This is a genomic window from Achromobacter sp. NCFB-sbj8-Ac1-l (assembly GCF_052695805.1).
On the sequence record NZ_CP199812.1, the window covers coordinates 3,228,423 to 3,242,468 of the forward strand.

Sequence of the window (14,046 nt, forward strand, 5' to 3'; positions counted from 1 at the left end):
TTGTTGTGGTCTACCTCGTCACGCGATAGCCGGCGGCGTCGCGGTCCCACGTGTCGGCGGTGATGCCTTCGTCGCGCAGGCGGAACTTGCGGACCTTGCCGTTTTCGGTGCGCGGCAGGTCGTCCAGCACCCGCAGGTAGCGCGGCACCGCGAAGTACGGCATGCGCGGCTGGCAGAAATCCAGCAGCGCCTCGGGCGCCAGCGCGCAGCCGGGCTTGTAGACCAAGGCCGCCATGACCTCGTCTTCGGCAAGATCCGAACGCACCGCGTACACGGCCGCGACGGCCACCGACGGATGCGCCAGCAGCACCAGTTCGACTTCGTACGAAGAAATGTTCTCGCCGCGCCGACGGATCGCGTCTTTCATGCGGTCCAGGAAACGGAAATAGCCGTCGGCGTCGCGCACCACCCGATCCCCGGTGTGGAACCACAGGTTGCGCCAGGCCTCGACCGTCTTGTCGGGCATGCCGAAATAGCCGGTGGCGATGGCAAATGGCGGGCGCGCGCGCAGCAGCAGTTCGCCGGCCTGGCCGTCGGGCAGCGGCGCATCGTGTTCGTCCGCAACGATGGCGTCGAACTCGGGCGCCACGCGGCCCATCGTGCCGGCGCGTTGCTGAGCCAGCGGGCCGCCCAGCGCGAAATTGGTTTCGGTGGAACCGTAGCCTTCGAGCAGGGCGATGCCGGTGCGGCCGGTGAATGCGGCGTGAAAGCGTTCGGGCACGCCCGGGGCCAAGGCGATACGGGTGCGGTGGCCGCTTTCGGCGGCCGACGCCTCGCGCGCCAGCAGCATGGGCACCATGGCGCCCAGCAGATAGGTCACGGTGGCCTGGGTGGCCGCCAGCCGCTCGAAATAACGGCTGACCGAGAAACGCGCGTCGCAGACGATAGCCGCGCCGGTCACCAGCGCCTGGAAACAGGCGTTGAGCGCATTGGTGTGAAAGAGAGGCAGGCTGGTGTGCAGCACGTCGTCCGCCGTGATTTCCAGGTTGCGCGCGGCGATGACGCCCCACCAGTGGAACTGCGCGTGCGGGCAGCACACGCCCTTGGACAGGCCCGAGGTGCCCGAGGTGTACAGAATGGCCAGCATGTCGCCCGGCCCCAGGTCGGCGGCGGGCGCCAGGGCATCGGGCAAGGCGGGCAAGGGTTCGGCGGGCGCGGGCAAGTCGGCCATGGCGACCGGCGCGGCGGGTGTTTGCGCCGCTTCGCCAGTGGCAGCCAATGCCGCATCGTCCAGCAGCCAGATACGGCGCAGCGCCAGGGCGTCGGCGTGCTGGCCTGCCCCGTCCATGGCCGCCAACCCCGCCAGCGCGGGACAGGACGCGGCATCCGTCACCAGCAGCACGCAGCCGCTGTTGGCCAGGATGTGCCGCAACTGCATGCCGCGCGACGCGGTATTGATGGGCACCACCACCGCGCCCAGCCAGCCGCAGCCCAGCACCAGCGACAGGAATTCGATGCGGTTGCCGGCCATGAGGCCGACGCGGTCGCCACGCGCCACGCCGGCCGATGCCAATAGCGCCGCCCAGCGGGCCGCCACGGCCGGCGCCTCGGCAAAGCGCAACGCGCCACCCGGCGCCTGGACCCACAGCCGGTCGCCCTGGCGGGCGGCCTGGTCGCATAGCAGCGACGGCAGTGTCAATGCGTGCATAGAACGTGCTTCCCCTTGTCGAAAGCGGCCACGGGTCGTTGCCCGGGCTCGTGAAAATTAGTCTAGGAATCAACTATTTATGTGTCAAATTTATGGGTATTATTTCCTGCATAAATCACACTGATATCAAGGGCAAGCGTGGACTTCGATCTGAATCTCATGCGGGTTTTCCTGACGGTGCTGCATGAGCGCAGCGTCACCCGCGCGGCCGAACGGCTGCAGTTGACGCAGCCCGCGGTCAGCTACGCGCTGGGCCGCCTGCGCGAGAAATTCGATGACCCCTTGTTCGTGCGCACGCCGGCCGGCATGCAGCCCACGCCCGTGGCGTTTGCGCTGGCCGGCCCGATCGAGCGCGGCATGAACAGCTTTGCCGAAGCCCTCAGCCTGCGCCAGCACTTCGACCCGGCGCGCAGTACGCGGCGGTTCCGCCTGTCGATGTCCGACATCGGCGAAATGGTCTTCCTGCCGCTCTTGATGGAACGCGTGCACGCGCGGGCGCCGCGCCTGCAGGTCGAAGTCGTGGAAATTGCGCTGGAACGCCTGCCCCAGGCTTTGCAAGAGGGCGAGGTGGATCTGGCGATCGGCAACCTGGCCGGGCTGGGCCGGCACACCCATCATGCCGACCTGTTCAGCGAACGTTACGCCTGCATGGGACGCCGCGGCCATCCGGTGCTGTCCGCCGGCCTGACGCGCGGCCAGTTCAAGCGGCTGGACCACATCCTGGTGGCCTCGCGCGCCAGCGCCCATCGCTTGCTGGACGATGTGCTGGGCGAAGCCGGGCTACACCGCCAGCCGTACCTGACGCTGCCGCATTTTTCGGCCGCCGCCGAGATCGTGCGCCGCACCGACCTGACGGTGACGCTGCCCTACCGAGCCGCCGTCTGGTTCAACCGCGACGGCGCCTTCGAGATCCGGCCGCTGCCGCTGGCGCTGCCGCCGCTGAGCGTGACCGTGCACTGGCACTCGCGCTTTGAAAGCGACCCGGGCACGCGCTGGCTGCGCACGCTGGTGGTCGACACGCTGGCGGACCGGCCCGCCGCGCCGGCCGACACGTAGCGCGATTGCGACGACGCCAGGCGCCGGCGTGCCCCTGCGGTTCAAGCCTCGGCCAGCGCCATCGCCTGGATCATCAGGTCCAGGTTCTGCACCGCGGCGCCCGACGCGCCCTTGCCCAGGTTGTCGAACACCGCCGTCAGCAGCACCTGCCCGTGCGCATCGTTGCCGTACACCGCCAGGCGCAGATTATTGGTGCCATTGAGCACCTGCGGATCCAGGTGCGTGTGCGCGGCGGCCTCTTGCTGCGCCACCACCTGCACATACTGCTGGCCGTCGTAATGGCGCGCCAGGCAGTCGTGCAACTGCTGCGCCGTGACCCCGGCGGGCAACAGGCGCAGCTGCAACGGCACGGTCAGCACGATGCCCTGGCGGAACGAACCGTACGACGGCACGAACACCGGCCGCTGGCTCAAGCCCGCATGGCGCTCGATTTCCGGAGTGTGCTTGTGCGCCAGGCCCAGGCCATAGACCTGAAAAGCCGGGCCGCCCGTCGCGCCCGGCGCCTCGTAGGCGTCGACACTGGCACGGCCGCCGCCCGAATAGCCCGACACCGCCTGCACGGCCAAGGGGTAGTCCGCGGGCACCAAACCTGCCTGCACCAGCGGACGCAGCAAGGCGATCGCGCCGGTGGGGTAGCAACCGGGGTTGCTGACCCGCTTGGCCTGGGCAATGCGCTCGGCCTGGCCCTCAGCCATTTCCGGAAACCCGTAGACCCAGCCCGCCGTGGTGCGATGCGCCGAACTGGCGTCGATGACGCGCACGTCGGGGTTGACGATCGAGGCCACCGCCTGGCGCGCCGGCTCGTCCGGCAGGCACAGGATGGCGATATCGGCCGCATTGATCGCGTCGGCGCGGCGCTGCGGGTCCTTGCGGTCGGCGGCAGGCAGCGTCACCAGGCGCAGATCGGTGCGGCCCTGCAAGCGTTCGTGAATCTGCAGACCGGTGGTGCCCTGGTCGCCGTCGATGAATACAAGGGGGTGGGTCATGAGCGTGGCCATCCTGAAATGCCGGCGCGGCCGGCGGGTCGTCGAGAGAGTCCGGAGCCGGGTCTGTTGACCGCAGCCTTCCGGGTACGTGCTCATCATTGCCCAATGCACTTCATAGTAAAAGTCGAATATCATGACGATTCAATTCAGCTTTACTGAACGTCGCCACCATGCGTGAAATCAACCTGGACCGCCTGCGCACCCTGGTCGCCATTGCCGACCTGGGCTCGTTCGCCGACGCCGCCCGCGCGCTGCATCTGGCGCCGCCCACGGTCAGCCTGCACGTGGCCGACCTGGAAGCGCGCATCGGCGCCCCGCTGCTCACGCGCAAGCGCGGCCAGGTGCGCCCCACGCCCATCGGCGACACCCTGCTGGAACGCGCGCGCCGTCTGCTGGCCGAAGCCGACCAGGCGCTGGACGACGTGCAGCGGCAGGTGCAGGGGCTGGGCGGCCGGGTGCGGCTGGGCGCGTCCACCGGCGCCATCGCGCACCTGCTGCCGCAGGCGCTGGAAGCCTTGGGGCGCGACCATCCCGGCATCGACGTGCAGGTGGCCGTGCTGACCTCGCAGGAAACTCTGCAACAACTGAACGAAGGCGCGCTGGACGTCGGCCTGGTGGCGCTGCCGCAACCGCCCGTGCCGGGCCTGGTGCTGCGGCCGTGGCGGCGCGATCCCATCATGGCGTTCCTGCCGGCGGGCTGGAAAGCGCCGGCGCGCATCACGCCGGCCTGGCTGGGCGAACGGCCGCTGATTCTCAACGATGCCAGCACGCGGCTGTCGCGCCAGACCGGCGAGTGGTTTGCCGGCGCGGGTCTGAACCCGCGGCCGCGCATCCAGCTGAACTACAACGACGCCATCAAGAGCCTGGTGGCGGCAGGCTACGGCGCCACGCTGCTGCCGCACGAAGCCACCGCGCCGCAGCCGGACCCGCGCATCGCCATGCGGCCGTTGCGCCCGGCGCTGTGGCGCCCGCTGGGCATCGCGCACCGGGCCGGCCAGGTCGAACGCGCCACGCAGCATGTGCTGGATGCCTTGTGGGCGCTGCGCGAAGCGGGTGGTTCGGCGGCGGCATGAGCGCACTCACCTGACGGGCTTGCGCCGCACTCAGGGTCGCCAGCCAGCCCCGCGTACGCCGCACCCTCAGGCATCAACGTCGCCCTTGCCCGCCACCGCAGGCGCGCGCCGGAAAAACGCCGCGCGTTCGCTTTCCTCGCGCAGCCGCCGGGCGCGGCTGCGGAACAGGTCCTTGCGGCCCACGATGCCCAGCACCCGGCCGCTGGCGCGGTCCAGGATGGGCACGCGGCCCGCGCCCGACAGCGCCATGCGGTCGGCGATCTGGCTGGCCAGTTCTTCCGGATAGCCATAGACCAACTCGCGGCCTTGCAGCGCCTGCGCCAAGGTCTGCGCCTGCGAGGCCGGGTCCAGCGCCCAGGCCAGGCTGTCGGCGCGCGTCACTTCGCCCACCGCCGCGCCGTCGGCATCCACCACCGGATAGCTGGTGTGCACGGGCTGCGTGTGTGTGAAATGCGCGATGGCCTGCGCCACCGTGAGCGTGTCGGGCAGCGTTTGCGCCGGGCTTGTCATGACCTGGCTTGCGCGCAGCAGATCGAACGGATCGACCCGATACTCGCGGTTGATGTGATGGCCGCGGCGCGCGATCTTTTCGGTCAGGATCGACCGGCGCAACAGCAGCACCGTCACGCCGTAGGCGAACACGCAGGCCGCCAATACAGGCAGCAAGGCGCCCAGGTTGCCAGTCAGTTCCACCGCGAACAGCGTGGCCGTGAGCGGCGCGCGCATCGTGCCACCCATCATCGCGGCCATGCCCACCAGCGCCCAGAAGCCGGGATCGGCCTGCGGCAGCAACGGCGCGACCAATGCGCCCAGCGCGCCGCCAAAGATCAGCAACGGCGCCAGCACCCCGCCCGACGTGCCCGACCCCAGCGCGATCGCCCAGATCGCCACCTTGACCGCCAACAGCAGCAGCACCGCCTGCATGGCCAGGTCGCCCGCCAGCAGGTGGCGGATGTTGTCGTAGCCCACGCCCAGCGCGGCCGGGTCGATCAGGCCGCCGATGCCGATGGCCAGGCCGCCCAGGGCCGGCCACCACATCCAGTGGATGGGCAATTTCTCGAACAGGTCTTCGGCGGCATACACCAGCGACGTCAGCACGCCTGACCCCAGGCCGGCCAGCACCCCCACGGCGGCGCAGGCCACCAGGTGCCACGGCGTGAATGGCAAGGCGCCGGTGTAGGCGAAGATGGGGCCGCCATCAAACACGAAGCTGCGTGCCACCGCGGCCACCAAGGCGGCCGTGGCCACCGGCAGGAAGCTGCGCGGCTTCCATTCGAACAGCAGCAGTTCCACCGCCAGCAGCACGGCCGCCAGGGGCGTGGCGAAGATGGCCGTCATGCCCGCCGCCGCGCCCGCCACCAGCAGCGTCTTGCGCTCGCCGTCGTTCAGGTGGATGGTCTGCGCCAGCAGCGAGCCGATGGCGCCGCCCGTCATGATGATCGGCCCTTCGGCGCCGAACGGGCCGCCGGTGCCGATGGAGATCGCCGACGATACCGGCTTGAGCACGGCCACCTTGGGCGCGATGCGGCTCTTGCCGATCAGGATGGCTTCCATGGCTTCGGGGATGCCGTGGCCGCGGATCTTCTCGGACCCGTAGCGCGCCATCAGGCCGATGATGAGGCAGCCGATGACGGGGATGGCGACCGACGCCAAGCCCAGGCGCCCGGTCGTGATGGGCAGGTCGGCGAACGAGAACAGGCCGTGATAGGCCAGGTTGGTGCACAGCGCGATCAGGCGCAGCAGCGCCCAGGCGGCGGCCACGCTGGCCAGGCCCACCGGCACGGCCAGCGCCATCAGCAGCACGACGCGCCGGTCGGTGGTGAAGTCGCCCAGCCGCAAGGCAGCGCGGGCGGAAGTGGAAACGGGAGGCATGGTTCTTGGGACAGGAGATTGGGCGCCAGGCCCGGAAACCGGCGCAGGTGTTTTCTGCGCGGCGTTTGCGAAAGATCAAATATATCGTATCACGATATATATTAGAATCGGCCGGTGAAACGATCCCCGCCCCCCGCCCTGCCGTCCGCGTCCGACTACGAATTGCTGGCCGAATTCCGCTACGCGCTGCGCAAGTTCGCCGCCTTCAGCGAAAACGCCGCCGCCGGCCTGGACCTGATGCCGCAACAACACCAGGCGTTGCTCGCCATCAAGGGCAGCCGCGCCGGCGCCCCGGCCCGCCGTGGGCTGTACGTGGGCGAAATCGCCGAACGCCTGCTGATCCGGCCGCACACGGCGGCCGAACTGGTCAACCGCCTGGAACGGCTGGACCTGGTGCGCCGCGAGCCCGACCCCGAAGACGGCCGCCGCGTGGAAGTGGTGCTGACGGCCAAGGCCGAGCGCATCCTGGAAAGCCTGTCGGCCTCGCACCTGGAAGAGCTGCGCGCCATGCGGCCGCTGCTGACCCGTTTGTTGACCCGCATCGACGACGACGCGCCCGCGCGCTGATTTCCTGACCATTACCTGACTCGGCCCAACCCCCGCCGCGTGATAAATTATCGTCCCCCGATATATTTCACGGGGGCAAGGAGAGGGTTTTGGCTGTGGGTATCAAGCGCTGGCTTGGCGCGTTCGCACCAGCGCCGGTCGGCGTCAACGGGCGCGAGAAGCTCTATGGCGCCGTGGGCGCGCTGGTGGGGCTGTTCTGCACCGAATGGGTCGGCCGCCATGCGTTGGGCGTAGCCAGCCCCTGGTTCATCGCGCCGATGGGCGCGTCCGCCGTGCTGCTGTTCGCCGCGCCTGCCAGCCCTCTGGCCCAGCCCTGGTCCATTCTGGCGGGCAATCTGGTGTCGGCGCTGATCGGCGTATTCTGCGCCCGGTTCATCGGCGACCCCGGCCTTGCCGCCGCCACCGCCGTGGCGCTGGCCATCGGCGCCATGTTCTGGCTGCGCTGCCTGCATCCGCCCAGCGGCGCGGTGGCCCTGACCGCCGTGCTGGGCGGGCCGCCCGTGGCCGCGCTGGGTTACGGCTTCGTGCTGTGGCCGGTGGGGCTCAATACCGTCATCCTGCTGTGCATCGCCGTGGTCTTCAACGGCCTGCTCAAGCGCAATTACCCGCGCCGCCACGCCGAGCCGGCCGCCGGCCACCGCACCCGCGACCCTGTTCCCAGCGCGCGGCTGGGCTTTTCGCGCGCCGACCTGGACCAGGCGCTGGCCCAGCGCGGCGAGCTGCTGGACATCAGCAAGGAAGACCTCGAAGACATCGTGCTGGCCGCCGAGCTGCGCGCCAGCACCCGCCGCTTTGGCGACGTGCGTTGCGCCGACATCATGTCGCGCGACGTGGTCACCGTGCAGCGGCAAGACCCGCTGGACTACGCCGTGCGCCTGTTCGACAAGCATCGGCTGCAATGGCTGCCGGTGCTGGATTCGTCCGGCCACTACGCCGGCATGCTGGCGCAAGGCGACGTGCTGGCCCGCAAGAGCCGGCCGGCGCCCGTGGCAGCGGCCGGCGGCGCGCCGGCCGACCTGCTGGTGGCCGACTGCATGCGGTCCGAAGTGCCGTTCGCCACGCCGGGCCTGCCCGCCATCGAACTGGCGCGGCCCATGTCGGACCATCTGCATTGCGTGCCGGTGCTGGGCGAAGACCGCACGCTGGTCGGTCTGGTGACCCAGTCCGATCTGGTGGCCGCGCTGTACCAGATGACCGTGTCGGCGGCTGCGCAGACCGCGCCGGACCAGGACATCGGCGCGCGGCTGGCGGCCTGAGCGGCCCGGGCAACCCTGCGAGCGTTGATGCGCCGCGCCGTGGTGCGTCGTGCGCCGCCCTCCGTAGCCCTACGGATTCCGGACCGGATGATCCGCAGGGCATAATTCCAGGCGTGAATCCCCCCTTGCGCCATCGCGCCCTCTTCTACTGGCTGGTGCTGTTCCTGCTTGGCGCCCTTTGGCTCGGCCGCCAGGACTACGTCGGCCAATACGACCGATTTTTCCAGGACACCAGCATCGCCCAGCGCATGCTCAGCCAGAAAACCGGGCAGCACGAAGCCGTGCTGGCCACGCTGTCCGCCCTGTCGCATCCGCCCGCCCCGGAACGCCTTTTTCCCAGCCTGCAGCCGGCCATGCCGCAATTGCAGGGCCTGGGTTACCTGCCTGACGGCGCCTGGGCCGGCAGCACCGACGAACCGCCCGGCCTGCGCACCGCGGTCGACCAGGCCCGCACGCTGGGGCGCCCGGTGGTGCTGCCGCTGGATAACGCCCGCTATTGGCTGGTGGCCCCATCCAGCTGGAGCCTGCTGGTCGACGCGCGCCACCTGGTTGCCCCCGCCGACCTGCCCGCGGGCCTGGCCAACCTGACCCTGGCGATCGGCCCCGCCCCGCTCACGCTGCTGGCGCGCCAGCCCGGCCCCGCCGGCCCGGGCTGGCCCTTGGCGCTGGCCAAGCCCTTGGGGGCAGCCAGCCAACCCTTCATGCTGCACAGCACGCGCACGCTCACGCCGGCCGCCTGGCCCTGGCTGCCGTGGCTGCTGTGGGGCCTGACCAGCGCCCTGTTGGTGGCGGGCGTGACCGCCATGCGGCGTTCGCGCGCCGACGCTCGGCGCCAGCAGGAACAGGCCCGCCTGGCCGCCATGGCGCGCCTGAGCACGCTGGGCGAAATGGCCGCCGGCATCGCCCACGAACTGAACCAGCCCCTGACCGCCATCCTGGCGCAGACCCGCGCGGCGCAACGCCTGCTCGACGACGAAGACGAACGCCCGTCGGTGCGCCGGGCGCTGCTCGCCAGCGCCGAACAAGCGAAGCGCGCCGCCGACATCATCAGCCGCATGCGTGCGCTGGTGCAACCCACCGCGCCCAGCCGGCGCGAGGCGCTGGACCCGGACGCCCTGGTGGCCTCGCTGCGCTTTCTGCGCGAGCCTGAACTCGCCCGCCAGGGCATCCGCCTGACCTGGCGCAATGCCAGCCCGGGCGCGCAACCGCTGGGTGACCGGGTGGCGCTGGAACAGATCCTGCACAACCTGGTGCAGAACGCGGCCGACGCCTTGGTGCACACCGTGCCTGACCATCCCGGGCCCGCTTCGGGCGCCGCGCAACCACAGCCCCGCCGCGCCGCCGCCGCGGCCGACGCCCCGCCCGACATCACGCTGCAAGGCCGCCTGGAAGGCGACGCCTATGTCTTCAGCGTCAGTGACAACGGCCCGGGCATCGCGCCCGATGCGCTGTCCCGCCTGTTCACGCCGTTCTACACCACCCGCGCCCAGGGCATGGGCCTGGGGCTGGCGCTGTGCGAAACCCTGGCCGGCGCCATGGACGGCCGCCTGGCCGCGCACAACCTGCAACCGTCGGGCGCCTGCTTCACCTTGACGCTGCCGCTGGCCAAAGGCCCCGCATGAACGCCCCGGACCATTCCCCGCTGGTCTACCTGGTCGACGATGACGACGCGGTGCGCGAGGCGCTGGCGCTGCTGCTGCGCAGCGTCGGCCTGCGCAGCGAGGGCCACGCCGATCCGCAGGCTTTCCTGGCCGGCCTGTCGCCGCACACCATCGGCTGCGTGGTGCTGGACATCCGCATGCCGGGCATCAGCGGGCTGGACGTGCTGGCGCGCCTGGCCGACACTTCCGACCTGCCCGTGGTGATGCTGACCGGCCACGCCAACGTCGACCTGTGCCGCCGCGCGTTCAAGGGCGGCGCCATGGAGTTCCTGCAAAAGCCGGTGGACGACGACGTGTTTCTCGATGCCGTGCAGGCTGCGGTGCGCACCCACATCGCCAGCCGTGAACGGCTGGCCGTCACCCAGGCCGCGGCCGACCGGCTGGCCCGGCTGTCCGCGCGCGAACGCGAGGTGCTCGAACGCGTGGTGCAGGGCCTGAGCAACAAGGAAATCGCCCGCGAATTCGACCTATCGCCGCGCACCGTCGAAACCTACCGCGCCAACGTTTTCGCCAAGCTCGAAGCCGACTCGCTGGCACAGCTGATCCGCCAGTACGCCACGCTGCTCGACTAGCGTTCGCCGCCGCATGGCGCCCGCACCTCGCATCCGCCTCGCCCGCCCCGGCCTCCGTAGCGCTACGGAGGTGCCAGCGTAGTCGGGCGTATACCGCCGAACCGGCCTTTTGGCCACACTGACGGCTCCTGACCTTCACTCCCTAAAAGGACGCAGACATGACCCGCCACACGCTCGCCGCACTGGTTTCCACCCTGGCATTGACCGGCGCCGCCCACGCTGCCGTGCTCAGCGAAAGCAACATCTCGACCGCTGACGCCCAAAAACTGGCCGCCGCCACGGTCGCCGCGTGCCAGGCCAAGGGCTACAACGTCAGCGCCTCGGTGGTTGATCGCGCCGGCCTGCTCAAGGCCTTCGTGCGCGGCGACAACGCCGGCCCGCACACCATCGAAGCCAGCCGCGCCAAGGCCTTCACGTCCGCCTCGGCCAAGGCGCCGACGCTGGCCATGATGGAAAACGCGCAGAAGAATCCCGGCGCCGCCAACCTGACCGACATCCCCGGCTTCCTGCTGCTGGGCGGCGGCGTGCCCATCAAGGCCGGCGCCAACGTCATCGGTGCCATCGGCGTGGCCGGTGCCCCGGGCGGCAACCTGGATGCGCAATGCGCCGACGCCGTGCTGGAAGAGAACGCCGCGCTGTTCAAGTAAGCAATGAGGCGCCCCCATCCCCCGACGCCGGTCCTGCGCGTCGGAAATGGGGGGCTCGCCAGGTGTGATCCCGGGGCGGTCCGCGCATGGCGCGGACCGCCCTACTCGTCTTCGATGCCGAGTTCGCGCAGTTTGCGGGTGATGGTGTTGCGGCCGATGCCCAGGCGGGAGGCGGCTTCTACTCGGCGGCCTCGGCTGGCGTCCAGGGCGCTTTGGAGCAGGATTTTTTCGAATTGGCGGGTCAACGTGGCCATGACGGCGGGTTCGCCGCGTTCCAGGCGGTATTGGGCGTCGCGCAGCAGGGAGTCCTGCCAGTTGCGCGGGGGGCCGTCGTCGGAGGCGGCCGCGTTGTGCTGGACGACGGTGCCGATGGTGGAGATGCTGCCGCCGGTGGCGACGCGAGGGGGCGCGGCGCTGGCGGCGGGGGGATGCTCCATGGCGCGGATCTCGGGCGGGAGGTCGGCGCGTTCCACCGTTTGGCCGGGGGCCATGACGGTGAGCCAGTGGCAGAAGTTCTCGAGTTGACGGACGTTGCCGGGGAAGTCGAATTTGGTCAGGACGGCCAGGGCTTCCGGGGTCAGGCGCTTGACCGGCACGCCCAGGGCGCGGGCGCTGGCCGCCAGAAAGTGGTTGGCGAGCGCGGGGATGTCTTCAATGCGTTCGCGCAGCGGCGGCAGGCGCAGGCGGATGACGTTCAGGCGGTGGAACAGGTCTTCACGGAACAGGCCTTGTTCGACACGCTGCTCAAGCGGCTGGTGGGTGGCCGCGACGATGCGCACGTCGACGCGTACGGGCTGGGCGCCGCCGACGCGGTAGAAGCTGCCTTCGGCCAGGACGCGCAACAGGCGGGTCTGCAGTTCGATCGGCATGTCGCCGATTTCGTCCAGGAACAGCGTGCCGCCATGGGCTTCTTCGAAGCGGCCGCGGCGCAAGGTGTTGGCGCCGGTGAAGGCGCCGCGCTCGTGGCCGAAGAGTTCGGCTTCGAGCAGGTCGCGCGGGATGGCGGCGGCGTTCAGGGCGACGAAGGGGCCGCTGGCGCGCACGCCGTGGCCGTGCAGGGCGCGGGCCACGAGTTCCTTGCCGGTACCGGATTCGCCGGTGATGAGGACGGTGACCTTGGACTGGGCCAGGCGGCCGATGGCGCGAAAGACTTCCTGCATGGCGGTGGATGACGATTGGGTCATCATCCAGCGTTCGTTGTTCTGGGCTTCGCCCTGCCCTTCGGGGCTTTCGGGCTGGGCCGATTCCTGCATGGCGCGCTGGATCAGCGCGACGGCTTCGTTGACGTCAAAGGGCTTGGCCAGGTAGTCGAAGGCCCCGCCCTGGAAGGCGGAAACGGTGCTGTCCAGGTCGGCAAAGGCGGTCATGACGATGACCGGCAGGCCGGGATGGCGCTCTTTGAGCTGGCGCAGCAATTCCAGGCCGTTGCCGCCGGGCATGCGGATATCGGACACCAGCGCAACGGGCGTGTCGTGGGCCAGGGCCTCGAGCACGTCGGCCGACTGGGAGAAACTGCGGGTGGGGACACCGGCGCGGGCCAGGGCCTTTTCGAGGACCCAGCGGATGGCCTGGTCGTCGTCGACGATCCATACGGGTTTCATCAGTGTGCGGGCTCCATCGGTAGGACCAGGCGAAACTCGGTACGCCCGGGTCGGGATTCAAATTCGATGATGCCGCCGTGCTGCTGCACGAAGTCCTGGGCCAGGCTCAGGCCCAGTCCGGTGCCGCCGGCACGTGCCGTGACCAGCGGATGGAAAATGCGGTCGCGGATGTGGTCGGGCACGCCGGGGCCGTTGTCGATGATGGACAGCACCAGCGCCAGACGGTGTTGGCGGTGGGCCAGCATGACCTGGCGCGCCACGCGGGTGCGCAGGGTAACGACGCCGGGTTCGACGCCGGGGCCCTGGGGCCGCGCGACCAGTTCCTGGGCGGCGTTGCGGGCCACGTTGAGCACGGCCTGCATCAGGCGGGCGGCGTCGCCTTTCAGGTCGGGCATCGACGCGTCGTAGTCACGCACCAGCGTGACGTCGTGGCGGAACTCGGCCTGGATCAGGGCGCAGACGCGCTCGCAGATTTCATGGATGTTGACCGGCCGCGCGTTCAGCGGCACACGTTGCGGGCCGCTCAGGCGGTCCACCAGCGCCTGCAGGCGGTCGGCTTCGGAAATGATGACCTGGGTATATTCGGCCAGGGCCGCACTGGGCAGCTCGGCTTCCAGCAGTTGCGCGGCGCCGCGCAATCCGCCCAGGGGGTTCTTGACTTCATGCGCCAGGTTGCGCAGCAGTTCGCGGTGCGCTTCGATCTCGTCGACCAGGCGATGGTTGCGGTCGGCCAGCACGCGCTGTTCGATCTCGCGGGTTTCGATCAGGGCGGGCCAGCGCTGGCCGCTCAGGCCCACCGTGGTGACAGCCACTTCCACGGATTCCGCGGCGCGGCGCAGCGACGCCAGCTGGCGCACGTCGGCATATCGGCCCGCCGCGGCGCGGTCGATGGACGATTGGATATTCTCTGGGTTGTCGAACAGGGTGGCGGCGGAATGGCCGCACAGTTGCTTGCGCGAGCGGCCGAACAGGTCTTCGGCGGCCGCGTTGGCGTATTCGATGTGCCCGCGTTCGTTGACCAGGAAAACGGACGTGGCAAGCAGATCGAGAGCTTCTACATTCATTTTTCAACGTACCCGAATGACTACAGGGGGAAATCGGAACGCG

General features: G+C 69.8%; 12 protein-coding genes. 7 read left to right on the forward strand and 5 right to left on the reverse strand.

Annotated elements, in window-relative coordinates:
• Positions 1–10: 10 nt before the first annotated feature.
• Entirely contained in the window at positions 11–1,648 is a 1,638-nt protein-coding gene (locus tag ACUDP5_RS14780) for an ATP-dependent acyl-CoA ligase (protein WP_445656424.1), read from the reverse strand.
• 138 nt (positions 1,649–1,786) lie between these two features.
• Here ACUDP5_RS14780 and ACUDP5_RS14785 point away from each other — a divergent pair, with 138 nt between their 5' ends.
• The gene (locus ACUDP5_RS14785; protein ID WP_445656425.1) at positions 1,787–2,704 is read left to right on the forward strand and encodes a LysR family transcriptional regulator; all 918 of its coding nucleotides are present in this window, start codon (positions 1,787–1,789) and stop codon (positions 2,702–2,704) included.
• Positions 2,705–2,745: 41 nt separating this feature from the next.
• Here ACUDP5_RS14785 and argC read toward each other — a convergent pair whose 3' ends face one another.
• Positions 2,746–3,690: an N-acetyl-gamma-glutamyl-phosphate reductase gene (gene argC, locus ACUDP5_RS14790; protein ID WP_445656426.1), complete on the reverse strand. Its 945-nt coding sequence runs from the start codon at positions 3,688–3,690 to the stop codon at positions 2,746–2,748.
• Positions 3,691–3,860: 170 nt separating this feature from the next.
• On the opposite strand from argC, the gene ACUDP5_RS14795 reads away from it, so the two are divergent.
• Positions 3,861–4,763 (forward strand): LysR family transcriptional regulator, encoded by a 903-nt coding sequence (locus ACUDP5_RS14795; RefSeq protein ID WP_445656427.1) that lies wholly within the window; start codon positions 3,861–3,863, stop codon positions 4,761–4,763.
• 66 nt (positions 4,764–4,829) lie between these two features.
• Here the strand turns inward: ACUDP5_RS14795 and ACUDP5_RS14800 are convergent, their stop codons facing one another.
• Positions 4,830–6,635 carry a chloride channel protein gene (locus tag ACUDP5_RS14800; protein ID WP_445656428.1) on the reverse strand — a complete coding sequence of 602 codons (1,806 nt, stop codon included), beginning with the start codon at positions 6,633–6,635 and terminating at the stop codon, positions 4,830–4,832.
• A gap of 114 nt (positions 6,636–6,749) precedes the next feature.
• Between ACUDP5_RS14800 and ACUDP5_RS14805 the strand changes: the two genes are divergently transcribed.
• The 5 genes from ACUDP5_RS14805 (at position 6,750) to ACUDP5_RS14825 (ending at position 11,338) form a co-directional block, all read left to right on the forward strand.
• Positions 6,750–7,202, forward strand: coding sequence for a MarR family winged helix-turn-helix transcriptional regulator (locus tag ACUDP5_RS14805; protein WP_175193717.1), 453 nt, complete (start codon positions 6,750–6,752; stop codon positions 7,200–7,202).
• 89 nt (positions 7,203–7,291) lie between these two features.
• The gene (locus tag ACUDP5_RS14810; protein WP_445656429.1) at positions 7,292–8,458 is read left to right on the forward strand and encodes an HPP family protein; all 1,167 of its coding nucleotides are present in this window, start codon (positions 7,292–7,294) and stop codon (positions 8,456–8,458) included.
• 113 nt (positions 8,459–8,571) lie between these two features.
• The gene (locus ACUDP5_RS14815) at positions 8,572–10,080 is read left to right on the forward strand and encodes a sensor histidine kinase (protein WP_445656430.1); all 1,509 of its coding nucleotides are present in this window, start codon (positions 8,572–8,574) and stop codon (positions 10,078–10,080) included.
• A complete protein-coding gene (locus ACUDP5_RS14820) occupies positions 10,077–10,691 on the forward strand; it encodes a response regulator transcription factor (protein ID WP_263915111.1) in 615 nt (204 codons plus the stop codon). Before ACUDP5_RS14815 ends, ACUDP5_RS14820 begins: the two co-directional genes overlap by 4 nt.
• Positions 10,692–10,849: 158 nt before the next feature.
• Positions 10,850–11,338 carry a GlcG/HbpS family heme-binding protein gene (locus tag ACUDP5_RS14825; protein WP_263915112.1) on the forward strand — a complete coding sequence of 163 codons (489 nt, stop codon included), beginning with the start codon at positions 10,850–10,852 and terminating at the stop codon, positions 11,336–11,338.
• A gap of 101 nt (positions 11,339–11,439) precedes the next feature.
• Here the strand turns inward: ACUDP5_RS14825 and ntrC are convergent, their stop codons facing one another.
• Both ntrC and glnL read right to left on the reverse strand, forming a co-directional pair.
• Positions 11,440–12,939 (reverse strand): nitrogen regulation protein NR(I), encoded by a 1,500-nt coding sequence (gene ntrC, locus ACUDP5_RS14830; protein WP_263915113.1) that lies wholly within the window; start codon positions 12,937–12,939, stop codon positions 11,440–11,442.
• Entirely contained in the window at positions 12,939–14,003 is a 1,065-nt protein-coding gene (gene glnL, locus ACUDP5_RS14835) for a nitrogen regulation protein NR(II) (RefSeq protein WP_263915114.1), read from the reverse strand. Before glnL ends, ntrC begins: the two co-directional genes overlap by 1 nt.
• Positions 14,004–14,046: the final 43 nt, after the last annotated feature.